Source organism: Faecalibacterium sp. Marseille-Q3530 (assembly GCF_017377625.1).
GTDB lineage: Bacteria > Bacillota > Clostridia > Oscillospirales > Ruminococcaceae > Faecalibacterium > Faecalibacterium prausnitzii_E.
Genome location: NZ_JAFREH010000002.1, coordinates 80,478 through 92,387, shown reverse-complemented (window position 1 = coordinate 92,387; position 11,910 = coordinate 80,478). Strand labels below are relative to the sequence as shown.

The following is an 11,910-nucleotide window of genomic DNA, read 5'->3' as shown; positions in this document are numbered from 1 at the left end:
TGTTGCGTCAGTTTCAGCCGTTCAGGCTGCCCTTCAGGGTCTTTTTGAGCTCGTACAGGAAGTTCAGCGCTTCGATGGGCGTCAGCGTCTCCACATCGAGGGCTTCCAGCTTTTCCAGCACTTCGCTGGGAACGGCCGGAGAATTGTACTCCTGCAGGGCGTCGAAATCCATCTGTTCGACGTTGTTCTTGGGGGCGCTGGCTTCCAGTGCCCGCAGCACCTCGTGGGCGCGGCGGGTCACGGTGCCGGGCAGACCGGCCAGCTTTGCCACCTCGATGCCGTAGCTGTCATCGGCCGGGCCGCGGACGATCCGGCGAAGGAACGTGATATCTTCGCCGCGCTTTTTGACCGCGATGTTGTAGTTCTTCACGCCCTCCAGGATGCCTTCGAGGTCGGTCAGCTCGTGGTAGTGGGTGGCGAACAGCGTCTTGCAGCCAAGTCCTTTGGCCGGGTCGGAGATGTGCTCGACCACGGCGCGGGCAATGCTCATGCCGTCAAATGTAGAGGTTCCGCGGCCGATCTCGTCCAGAATGACCAGACTCTTTGTGGTGGCATTCTTCAGGATCTCGGCCACCTCGGTCATCTCCACCATGAAGGTGGACTGCCCGGCCGACAGATCGTCCGATGCACCGATGCGGGTGAAGATGGCATCCACAACGCCCACATGGCATTCTTTGGCCGGGACGAAGGAGCCGATCTGCGCCATCAGCGCGATGAGGGCATTTTGACGCATGTAGGTCGATTTACCGGCCATGTTAGGGCCGGTGATGATGAGGCAGCGGTCGGTGGAGCAGTTGAGGGTGGTATCGTTTGGCACGAACAGGCTGCCCTTGAGCATCTGCTCGACCACCGGATGACGGCCCTCCACAATGGTCAGCTCGTCGCCGTCGTCCACAACGGGGCGGCAGTAGTTGTTCTCGGCCGCCACCTGCGCCAGCGCTGCCAGCACATCCAGCTCGGCGACGGCATTGGCCGTCCGCTGGATGCGGTCCAGCTGGGCGCTGATGGTCTCCAGCAGCTCGGCAAAAAGGCGGTGTTCCAGCGCGATGAGGCGCTCGTGGGCACCGAGGATCTTGCTTTCCAGCTCCTTGAGTTCCTGGGTGATGTAGCGCTCGCCGCTGGTGAGCGTCTGCTTGCGGATGTAGGTCTCCGGCACCAGATTTTTGTAGCTGTTGCTGACCTCGATGAAGTAGCCAAAGACGTGGTTGTAGCCGATCTTCAGCTTGGGGATGCCGGTCTCCTGCCGCAGGCGGGTCTCCAGCTGGGCCAGGATGCCCTTGGTGTTATCGCGGATGGAACGCAGCTCGTCCACCTCGGTGTGGTAGCCCTTGGCGATGACACCGCCGTCCTTTAAGGTAGACGGTGCGTCCGGGCTGACCGCCGCGTAGATCTTTTCCTTGATGTCGGTCAGCGGGTCGATCTGCGCCGCCAGTTCGGCCAGCTCCGGGCAATTGCAGTTTTCGGCCTGCCGACGCAGCCCCGGCAGGCGGTCGCAGGTCTGGGCCATGGCGTAGATCTCCTTCGGCGTGGCCGAGCCGTAGACGGTGCGGGTCATCATCCGCTCCAGATCGGAGATGTAGTGCAGCTCTTCCATGAGGTCACCGCGCTGGACGGTCTGGTTGACCAGACTTTCCACCTCGTTCAGGCGGCGGTTGATGATGCCGCTGGAAACGAGCGGCTGTTCGATCCAGCTGCGGAGCATCCGCTTGCCCATGGCGGTGCTGGTCTTGTCCAGCACCCAGAGCAGGGTACCCCGCTTCTCGCGGCCGCGCAGCGTCTCGGTCAGTTCCAGATTGGCCCGCGTGACCGGCGACAGCCGCATGAACTGCGCCTTGTTGTAGCTGATGACGGTCTTCAGGCGTTCGACGCCCTTGATCTGGGTGTCGTGCAGATATTCCAGCAACGCCGCCATGGCAAAGCGGACATTGCCCTTTTCGTCGATGCCGGTCTTCGCGGGCCAGTCGCGGCCGAACTGATTTTCCAGCGCGATGGCCACAAGGCCCGGCGCATAGCGTTCCTCTTCGACAAGTTCGACGGAGCACTGCATATTTTTCTTCAGGTAGGTGGTCAGCTCCCGGCAGTCGAGGGTGTTGGGGTTCATCAGCACCTCGCTGGGGTGGTAGCGGCACAGCTCGGTGATGACAGCCGGGACGACCTTTTCCTGCCGGAGTTCCGTGATGTGGGCCGTGCCGGTGGAAACGTCGGCAAAGCAGAGGCCCGCCGTGTTCCCCTTGATGAAAATGCTCGCGATGTAGTTGTTTTTATCATCTTGGAGCATGCTGCTCTCGATGATGGTGCCGGGCGTGACCACACGGATGATATCCCGCTTGACGAGGCCCTTGGCCTTGGCGGGGTCTTCCACCTGCTCACAGATGGCGACCTTGTAGCCTTTGGCGATGAGCCGGGCCACATAGCCTTCGTAGCTGTGGAAGGGCACCCCGCACATGGGGGCGCGCTCCTCCTGACCGCACTGCTTTCCGGTCAGCGTCAGGTCCAGCTCCCGCGAGGCCGTCCGGGCATCGTCGAAGAACATCTCGTAAAAGTCGCCGATGCGGTAGAACAGAATCTCGTCCTTGTGTTGTTTTTTGATCTCCAGATATTGCTGCATCATGGGCGACAGTTCCGCCATGGTAGTCCACCTTTCTTGCATTGAATCCCTGTTTGATCGCAGTTTTGAAACATCATGCCGGGAAAACCGGCCTGTGTGCGAGAGGCTGTCTGCTCTGGTTTGCAGGGAGTAACCGCTTTTGCAAGGAAAACGCGGCCTGCAAAGCGCAGCCGCGTTTTCCGTTTCACATGTGCTCAGTGGCAGCCGCCGCAGGTGGAGCAGCTGCCGGTGCAGGACGCGCTGGGTTCCTGCACGGTCATGGGGTCGCCGCCGTTCATCGCGGTGTTGATGATGGCGTCGATGTAGTTGACGAGGTTCTCGCAGTCCTTCTTGGCCTCGTTGTAGGCCACCATGCCCTCATCGGCCATGATCTTGCCGTACAGGTCGTTGACCTTCTCGTTCAGCTCGGAGATGCGCGCATCGCTGCGCTCGCTCTTGCCGATCTCGTTGTTCAGGTCCATGCGGGCAAGGTTGAACTCGCCGATCATGTTCTGCAGCTCCTCATCGTTGTCGTTGAGCTTGCGGGCCTGGTCAAGGGCCAGATAGCGGGGGTCGGTCTGCAGTGCCATGGCGGCACGCTTAAAGAGGTCGATGCAATCCATAAGAATAGTCTCCTTTAATGTTCTTTTTGTTTGATGGAGCCGTTCCGCTCCGGGAAATCCTGGTCAATCTGCCAGCTCGCCCAGTAGGACGGTGGCGCGGGCACCGGTGAGGTGCACATTGGCATACCGACCCATCCAGCCGGGGTCGGCGGCGAACTCGACGGTCAGGTTGTTGTCCAACCGGCCGGAGAGGGTGCCCTCGCTGCGGCCAAAGCTCTCCACGAGGACGCGGACAGTCTGGCCCACCTGTGCTTTGACGAGGCCCATGGCGATCTCGTCCTGGATCTTCAGCAGGCGGCTCATCCGGTCGGTCTTTTCCTTGCGGGGGGTAGGGTCAGGCATTTCTGCCGCCTTGGTCCCGGTGCGCTTGGAGTAGATGAAGGTGAACAGCTGCATGTAACCGACCTTCCGGATCAGGTCGAGGGTGCCCTGGAAATCCTCCTCCGTCTCGCCGGGGAAGCCGATGATGATGTCGCTGGAGAAGGTAATGCCGGGCACAGTCCTGCGGGCGTACTCGATGAGTTCGAGGTACTGCGCAACGGTGTAATGGCGGTTCATCTGGGCCAGCATCCGGTCCGAGCCGCACTGCACCGGCAGATGCAGGTGCTTGCACAGGTGCGGCTGCGCGGCGATGGTGTCAATGAGCTTATGGCTGGCGTCCTTCGGGTGGCTGGTCATGAAGCGGATCTGATAATCGCCGGGCACCGAGCAGAGCAGGTTGAGCAGGTCGGAAAAATCCACCTTCTCTTCCAGACCCTTGCCGTAGCTGTTGACATTCTGGCCCAGCAGGGTGATCTCCTTGTAGCCCGCTTCCACAAGGCCCCGGAATTCGGCCAGGATATCGCCGGGCTTGCGGCTCTTTTCGCGGCCGCGGACATAGGGCACGATGCAGTAGGTGCAGAAGTTGTCGCAGCCGTACATGATGGGCAGCCAGGCGCGGAACTCGCTCTCGCGCCGGATGGGGATGTTCTCCACGATGACGGGGCGCTGGGCAGGCTCCAGAAGGACCCGCTTGTGCTTTTGCAGCTTCTGCGCAATGAGCTGCGGCAGGGTGTCGATGCCGTCCACGCCGAAGACGAGGTCCACATACGGATAGCTCTGGCGCAGCTTTTCCACCACATGCTTCTGGTTGGCCATGCAGCCGCACAGGCCGATCATCAGGCCGGGCTTTTTCTCCTTCAGGCCCTTGAGCGCGCCCACATTGCCGAAAACGCGCTGCTCGGCGTGCTCGCGGACGGCGCAGGTATTAAAGAGGATGAGGTCGGCGTCTTCGGGCTTGTCGCACAGGCCGTAGCCGATATCCACCAGCACACCCTTGATGCGCTCGCCGTCGTTGACGTTCTGCTGGCAGCCGTAGCTGTGGACGAACGCCAGCGGCGGGGTGTCGTATGTCTTGCGCACCAGCTCTGCGGCGGGGGCGTTGTGTTCAAATGCAATGTACTCCAATGATGAAACCATCCTTCGGTTCGATATTTTCAGAAAGCTCCTTTTAGTATACCCTGTTTTGCGCCGCAGGGCAAGTAGGAAGTGCGAATTTTTCGGTTCAGACGGAGGCTTCGGCCTGCTTTTGGGCGCAGGCCTCGCACAGGCCGAACAGGACCACCGCGCAGTCCTGCACGACGCCCTTCTGGCTGCGGACCAGCTTCATCACCTGCTTTTCGTCCACATCGGCGTCCACGACGCTGCCGCAGGCGTTGCAGTAGAGATGGCTGTGCCAGCACAGGGTGTGGTCGAACCGGTCGGCCTTGCCGGGGATGGAGACGCGGCGCACCCGGCCCGCCTCCACCAGACTGTTCAGGTTGCGGTAGACCGTGCCGAGGCTCAGGCCGGGGCACTCCGGTGCAGCTTTGTCAAAAATCTCTTCCGCGGTGGGGTGGTCGCAGAGTTCTTCCACCTTCCGCAAAACCAGCTCACGCTGCTTGGAATAACGCATAAGTTCCTCCTGTTGTGGTTTTTTATACTTTGTCTTCGCCCTTGATGCGGGCCCAGTAGGCGCGGGTCGCCTGTTCGTTTTTGTTTTCCCCAAAGGTGTAGTACCGGACATCCCTGAGCACATCGGGCAGGTATTGCTGCTCGACCCAGTGGTTCGGGTAATCGTGGGCGTATTTGTAGTTCTGCCCCTTGACGAGGGCATCCTCGCCGTCAAAATGCTTGTTCTGCAGCTGGCGCGGGATCGGCCCGGTGCGCCCGGCCTGCACATCCGCGATGGCGGCATTGATTGCATTGTAAGCGCTGTTGGATTTGGGGCTGGTGGCCACCAGAATGACCGCATCCGCCAGTGGGAGCCGGGCTTCCGGCAGGCCCACCATGTTGGCCGCGTCAATGGCCGCCTTGACGATGGGGATGATCTGCGGGTAGGCAAGGCCTACATCCTCGCAGGCACAGACCATCAGGCGGCGGCAGGCCGAGGGCAGGTCCCCTGCTTCCAGCAGGCGGGCCAGATAGTGGAGCGCTGCGTCCGGGTCGGAGCCGCGCATGGATTTCTGGTAGGCGGAGACGATGTCGTAATGGTCATCGCCGTCCCGGTCGTACCGCATGGCGGTGCGGCGGGTGACCTGCCGGATCATTTCCAGGGAAATATGCTTGCCTTGCTCGTCCTGCGGCGCGGCGGTAACGGCAAAATCGAGGCAGCCCAGCGCCTTGCGCAGGTCGCCGCCGGCACTCTCGGCAAGGTACGTGCAGGCGTCTGGGTCCATTGTGACCGGGACGCCCTCCGATGCCGAGAGCTTTTCCAGCGCGTTGTGCAGGCCCTGCTCCACATCCGCCGCCGCCAGTGACCGGAACTCGAACACCGTGCAGCGGGACAGCAGCGCATTATAGATGTAAAAGTAGGGGTTTTCGGTGGTGGATGCGATGAGGGTGACGCTGCCGTCCTCGATGCACTCCAACAGGCTCTGCTGCTGCTTTTTGTTCAGGTACTGGATCTCGTCGAGGTAGAGCAGGATGCCCCCTGCCCCGGCCAGTGTGCCGATGTCCTTGAGGACCGCCTTGATGTCGCCGGTGCCGCAGGAGGTGCCGTTGAGCTTGTGGAGGGTCATCCCGCTGTTTTCGGCAATGATGCGGGCCACGGTGGTCTTGCCGGTGCCGGAGGGGCCGTAGAAGATCATGTTGGGGATCTTTCCGCTCTCGATGGTGCGGCGGAACACCCGCCCCGGTGCCAGCAGATGCTGCTGCCCACAGACCTCGGCCAGTGTTTTGGGGCGCAGACGCTGCGCCAGCGGTTCGTTCATCGGTCGTTCCTCCTCTTTGCTCATCTGAGACAATTTCCTGTTTATCATAGTATACCGCATTTCCCCGCTGAGGACAAGCGCTTCTTTGGCAAGGGCCTGCCCCGATATCGCAAAATTCATTTACAAACTCGTCGAAACATGGTATCATCAGGCTATCCTTATGTGAAACGAGGCGATCTCATGCGCAAAGCTTCCCCGGCGGAAGACCTTTCCGCCAAAAAGGCGCTGGCGCGCACGGTCATTGACCGGTTGAAACAGGAATACCCGGACGCAGGCTGCACACTGGACTACGATCACGCCTGGCAGCTGCTGGTCAGCGTGCGGCTGGCCGCACAGTGCACCGATGCACGGGTGAACATCGTCGTGCAGGACCTGTTTGCAAAGTACCCCGATGTGGCGTCGCTGGCCGCTGCTGAACCGGAGGACATCGAAGCCATCGTCAAGCCGTGCGGGCTGGGCCGCAGCAAGGCGCGGGATATCTCGGCCTGTATGCGGATGCTGCGTGACCGGTACGACTGCAAGGTGCCCACCACCTTTGAAGAGCTGCTGGCGCTGCCCGGCGTAGGCCGGAAGAGCGCGAACCTTATCATGGGCGATGTGTTCGGCAAGCCTGCCATCGTAACAGACACCCACTGCATCCGCCTGTGCAATAAGATCGGTCTGGTGGACGGCATCAAAGAACCGCAGAAGGTGGAAATGGCACTGTGGAAGATCATCCCGCCCGAAGAGGGCAGCGACCTGTGCCATCGGTTCGTCATGCACGGCCGGGCCGTCTGCAATGCCCGCAAACCCGAATGTGAACGCTGCTGCCTGAAGGATGTCTGCCGGTACGCGGCAGAGCAGGCAGCTGCACAAACCAAATAGGAGGTCTCATTATGATCACACTCTCGATCCTGATCGTCATCGCGCTCATCTGCGCTTTAGTCGGCTGCCTGATGGGCCTGTTCTCCCTTGTGGGGCTGCTGGCCTCGCTGGTCATCGGCGTACTGGTGGGCGCACTGGCCGGGTACATCGCAGGCCGCTTTATGGGCACCGAGACATCGTTTGCCCGCAACGTCGTTCTGGGTGTGCTGGGCAGCTTCGTCGGCGAGTTTCTGTTCGGCCTGGTCGGCATCCACGCGACCGGAAGCTTCAGCTCCTTTGTCATCTCCATCCTCGGTGCCTGCGTCTGCATCTGGGTGGACAATAAGTTTTTGAGAAAGTAAGATACCCTCTCAGTCGCTTCGCGCCAGATTCCCCACTCTGTCGCTATCGCGACATCTCTCCCCGGCCGGGGAGAGTCTTTCCTCGAAGAGAGAGCCCTTGGCAAATCGGCCCGGTTTCTGCTGGACTCTGAAAGTATTTTGATATCGTAAACGAAAGTGCTCCGCTGTAAAGATCAGCGGCATCTGTACTGCGCTTTGACAAAGAGCGTTTGGATAGATGCTGTGAATCAAAACAGCGGAGCACTCTATTTTATGGTTTTATTGATTTATGGTTTTATTGAACTTTGTTCCGTCAGCACAACCAAAACCGGCTTGCCAATGGCTCCCCCTTTGGGGGAGCTGTCACGCAAAGCGTGACTGAGAGGGTTTCCTGCCAAAAAGCTCTTGACAATTATATCGCTGTCCGATATAATGCAATTACGATATATCGTGTGTCGATACAAAGTGAGGCGATACAATGGAAAATTTGGCTCTGACGGAATCCACTTACTACATCCTGCTTTCCCTCTACCACCCACAACACGGTTACGGCATCATGCAGCAAACCGAACAGCTCTCCGGCGGGCGAGTGCGGCTGGCCGCCGGGACCTTGTACGGTGCTTTGAACGCGCTGTGCGAGAAAGGCTGGATCTCTCCCCTGCCCATGGAAAGCGGGAGCCGCAAGAAGGAATATCAACTGACGGAAACGGGCCTGGCCGTGCTCAAGCGGGAGCTGGCCCGCCTGGAAGAGCTGGCCGCGAATGGCCGCACCATCCTGAAGGAGGAATTGTCATGAGTGAGACGAAAACCCTGCACAAATGGTTCTGGGTCTGGGAATTTGAAAAAGAAGAACGCTGGCTCAACGAGATGGCACAGGAGGGCTGGGCGCTGACGTGTGGCGGCTTCTGCACCTACACCTTCGAAAAATGCGAGCCGGGCGAATACATCATCCGGGTAGAAACACTGGACAATTCTTCTGATTTTGAAAATTTCATGGAGGAGCTTGGGGCCGAATCCGTTGGCCGCTGCTTCCGCTGGGGCTACTTCCGCCGCAAATCGGAACTGGGCGAGTTCAACATGTTCTCCGACATCGACTCCCGCATCGCCCATCTGGACAAAATCGGCAAAACGCTGTTTCTGCTCTGTATGGCAAATATCGTGATTGGCCTTGCGAATTGTACCGGGGCCACCAGCAGCCGCCTGGGCTGGCTCAACCTGTTGTGCGCCGCCCTGCTGGCTTACGGACTGGGCCGCATTCACGGAATGCGTGACGGGCTGAAACATGACCGTACTCTTCACGAGTGACCATTTTCCCTTTGGAACGTCGTTTTTTCAGAGTTTTCAAAAAGTTCATCTTTACCCGCTTGCATTCCGGTGCAGGCGGGTATATTATTATCACGCGCAAATAGTTATCAAGTGTTAAATATTTGCAGTAGATAACAAACAAGGAGGTTCCCCATGCCGAAGGAAAACGCCCCGGAGCTGTTCGGGCTGTTTCACTACTTCCACCAGCTGAGCGACGAAGCCAAGCGCGGGATGAAGGCATCGCTGGAAGAGTGCCCCAGGTGTCATTTCGTGATGCTGGAAGGTGTTCTGGCGAACATTGAACAGCACGGAACGGATGGAGGCATCTATGTTTCCGACCTGGCCGCTGCCGTCCGGCAGCCGATGCCCGCCGTTTCGCGGTGGCTGCGCCAGCTGGAGCAGGATGGACTGATCGAACGCATCACCGACCCGAACGACCGCCGCAAGACACTGGTTCACGTCACCGAAAAAGGCCTTGCTTCCAGCCGCCAGTGCGAGCTGGCCCTCAGTGGGTATTTCGACCGGGTGGCGCGCCGCCTGACGCCCCAGCAGCTGGCCCAGCTGCGGGAGCTGAAGGATGTCCTGCTGGATGCGGTGATGGCCGAAAATGCGGAATTCCAGACCAAATCGAAGGGAGACAATCAAAATGGGTAAGATCTTCAAGCAGCTGGCCCGCCACTGGGCCGCCTGCCTGGTCGTGATCGGCCTGCTGTTCGTGCAGGCGTACTGCGACCTTTCCCTGCCGGACTACACGAGCAAGATCGTGGATACCGGCATCCAGCAGGGCGGCATCGAAAGCCCCCTGCCCCAGACCCTGCGCTCCTCCACGCGGGATGTGCTGTCGCTTTTGATGAGCGAAGAGGACGCAGAGACCTTCCGGAACGCCTACGGATATTACATTCAGGACGACGGCGTTCTGAAGCTCCGCGCTGACCTGACCGCCGAGGAGCGTGCTTCTCTGGAAGAGATCGTCACCATGCCGGACATCGTGCTGTATATGGCCGCTTCGCAGGCTGCCAATGGCACCGGGTTGCCCGCGCAGGGCATGGCTCCCCTTTCGGAGTATCCGGCTGCTTCCAGCGAGGCCGCTGAGAGCGCAGCCTCCTCGGAAAACACTGAGGATACCGCAGCGGAGACCATCGCCCCCACTGCTGCCGATCTGGACGCCGCGTGCGCCCAGTTTGCGGCCATGGCGCAGATGCCGGGCTTCTCCCGCGAGATGATCCAGCAGCAGCTTGCCAGCGCGATGGCACAGATCGACGAGACGACCCTTTCCAGCATGGCCAGCCAGGCCACCCTGCTGGTCAGCCTGGAATACGAGGCGCAGGGCGTCGCGCACGACGTCCAGATGCAGTATCTGTTCCGGGTGGGCGGGCAGATGCTGGGCCTGACGCTGCTGATGGTGGTGGTCGCCATTCTGGTGGGCCTCATCGCTTCCCGCGTGTCGGCTGCCATCGGCCGTGACCTGCGTCGGCAGACCTTCTCCTCCGTCATCCATTTCTCCAACGCAGAGATCGAGAATTTCTCCACTGCTTCCCTCATCACCCGCACCACCAACGACATCCAGCAGGTGCAGTTCGTCTGCGTCATCCTGCTGCGCATGGTGGCCTATGCGCCCATCCTGGGCATCGGCGGTGTGCTCCATGTCGTGCAGGGCAACACCGGCCTTGCCTGGATCATCGTGCTGGACGTGGTCCTGCTGCTCTGCCTCATCGTGTTCCTGATGAACATCGCGATGCCGAAATTCAAGATCATGCAGACCCTTGTGGACAAACTAAACCTCGTCAGCCGCGAGATTTTGACCGGCGTGATGCCGGTGCGCGCGTTCAGCCGCGAGACCTTCGAGGAAGAGCGCTTTGACAAGGCCAGCAAGGAGCTGATGGGCACCCAGCTGTTCACCAACCGCGCCATGGTTGCCATGATGCCCTTTATGACCCTTATCATGAACGGCACCAGCCTGCTCATCGTCTGGTTCGGCGGCAAGGCCATGGATGCCGGCAACATGCAGGTGGGCGAGATGATCGCCTTCATCACCTACACGATGCAGATCGTCATGTCCTTCCTGATGCTGGCAATGGTGGCCGTGATGCTGCCCCGTGCCGGTGTGGCCGCAGACCGCATCGACGAAGTGTGCCGCACCACCGCTTCCATCCACGACCCCGACGAAGCCGCCGCCCAGCCTGCGCGGGAGCGCAGCCATTGGAACGGTGTGGTGCGATTCGAGGATGTGAGCTTCCGCTTCCCCGGTGCCGACAGCGACGCGCTGGAACACATCAGCTTTACCGCTGAGCCGGGCCAGACGACCGCCATCATCGGTTCCACCGGCTGCGGCAAATCCACCCTGCTGAACCTCATCCCCCGCTTTTACGATGTGACCAGCGGCAAAGTGACCGTGGACGGGATCGACGTCCGCGACATGCCGCAGGAGATACTGCACAGCCTGCTGGGCTATGTGCCCCAGAAGGGTATCCTGTTCAGCGGCAGCATTGCGAGCAACCTAAAGTTCGGCGGCGAACAGATCACCGACGCCGACATGAAGAAAGCAGCTGCCATTGCACAGGCCACAGAGTTCATCGACGCCAAGCCCGAAGGCTACGACAGCCCCATCGCGCAGGGCGGCTCCAACGTCTCCGGCGGGCAGAAGCAGCGCCTTTCCATTGCGCGCGCCATTGCAAAAGCGCCGCGCATCTATCTGTTTGACGACAGCTTCTCCGCCCTGGACTACAAGACCGACGTGACCCTGCGCCGTGCCTTGAAGGCGGAGACCGGCGACGCCACCGTCATCATCGTGGCACAGCGCATCTCCACGGTGCTCCACGCCAACCAGATCCTGGTCCTCGATGAGGGCCGTCTAGTGGGCCGGGGCACCCACGCCCAGCTGATGGCCTCCTGCCCCGAATATCAGGAGATCGCGCGGAGCCAGCTGAGCCAGAAAGAGCTGGACCTGAAAGACCTGAACACCGGAAAGGAGGAGAAGTAAC

11 protein-coding genes are annotated in these 11,910 nt (G+C 60.3%); 6 read left to right on the top strand and 5 right to left on the bottom strand.

Translation table 11 applies throughout. The annotated features are described in order from the left end of the window. Window positions 1-13 precede the first annotated feature (13 nt). The 5 genes from mutS to J3350_RS03555 all read right to left on the bottom strand — a co-directional run bounded on the left by mutS (window position 14) and on the right by J3350_RS03555 (window position 6,440). Complete coding sequence (gene mutS, locus J3350_RS03575) at window positions 14-2,629, bottom strand: DNA mismatch repair protein MutS (protein WP_207685717.1); 2,616 nt, start codon at window positions 2,627-2,629, stop codon at window positions 14-16. Window positions 2,630-2,802: 173 nt separating this feature from the next. Continuing rightward, entirely contained in the window at window positions 2,803-3,210 is a 408-nt protein-coding gene (locus J3350_RS03570) for a YlbF family regulator (RefSeq protein ID WP_097792333.1), read from the bottom strand. A 63-nt stretch (window positions 3,211-3,273) separates the two neighbouring features. Then, the gene (gene miaB, locus J3350_RS03565; RefSeq protein WP_207685716.1) at window positions 3,274-4,656 is read right to left on the bottom strand and encodes a tRNA (N6-isopentenyl adenosine(37)-C2)-methylthiotransferase MiaB; all 1,383 of its coding nucleotides are present in this window, start codon (window positions 4,654-4,656) and stop codon (window positions 3,274-3,276) included. A gap of 97 nt (window positions 4,657-4,753) precedes the next feature. After that, window positions 4,754-5,143 carry a transcriptional repressor gene (locus J3350_RS03560; protein ID WP_097792335.1) on the bottom strand — a complete coding sequence of 130 codons (390 nt, stop codon included), beginning with the start codon at window positions 5,141-5,143 and terminating at the stop codon, window positions 4,754-4,756. 22 nt (window positions 5,144-5,165) lie between these two features. Continuing rightward, window positions 5,166-6,440, bottom strand: coding sequence for a replication-associated recombination protein A (locus J3350_RS03555; protein WP_207685715.1), 1,275 nt, complete (start codon window positions 6,438-6,440; stop codon window positions 5,166-5,168). Between the two features lie 180 nt (window positions 6,441-6,620). On the opposite strand from J3350_RS03555, the gene nth reads away from it, so the two are divergent. From nth to J3350_RS03525, 6 genes are all read left to right on the top strand, one after another. Further along, the gene (gene nth / locus J3350_RS03550; RefSeq protein WP_097792337.1) at window positions 6,621-7,304 is read left to right on the top strand and encodes an endonuclease III; all 684 of its coding nucleotides are present in this window, start codon (window positions 6,621-6,623) and stop codon (window positions 7,302-7,304) included. 11 nt (window positions 7,305-7,315) lie between these two features. Then, complete coding sequence (locus J3350_RS03545; protein ID WP_207685714.1) at window positions 7,316-7,645, top strand: GlsB/YeaQ/YmgE family stress response membrane protein; 330 nt, start codon at window positions 7,316-7,318, stop codon at window positions 7,643-7,645. Between the two features lie 457 nt (window positions 7,646-8,102). Beyond that, window positions 8,103-8,420, top strand: coding sequence for a PadR family transcriptional regulator (locus J3350_RS03540; protein ID WP_097792339.1), 318 nt, complete (start codon window positions 8,103-8,105; stop codon window positions 8,418-8,420). After that, the gene (locus J3350_RS03535; protein WP_207685713.1) at window positions 8,417-8,929 is read left to right on the top strand and encodes a DUF2812 domain-containing protein; all 513 of its coding nucleotides are present in this window, start codon (window positions 8,417-8,419) and stop codon (window positions 8,927-8,929) included. The genes J3350_RS03540 and J3350_RS03535 overlap by 4 nt, the downstream gene beginning before the upstream one ends. A gap of 153 nt (window positions 8,930-9,082) precedes the next feature. Next, entirely contained in the window at window positions 9,083-9,583 is a 501-nt protein-coding gene (locus J3350_RS03530) for a MarR family winged helix-turn-helix transcriptional regulator (protein WP_242700114.1), read from the top strand. Then, window positions 9,576-11,909 carry an ABC transporter ATP-binding protein gene (locus J3350_RS03525; protein ID WP_207685712.1) on the top strand — a complete coding sequence of 778 codons (2,334 nt, stop codon included), beginning with the start codon at window positions 9,576-9,578 and terminating at the stop codon, window positions 11,907-11,909. Before J3350_RS03530 ends, J3350_RS03525 begins: the two co-directional genes overlap by 8 nt. Window position 11,910: the final 1 nt, after the last annotated feature.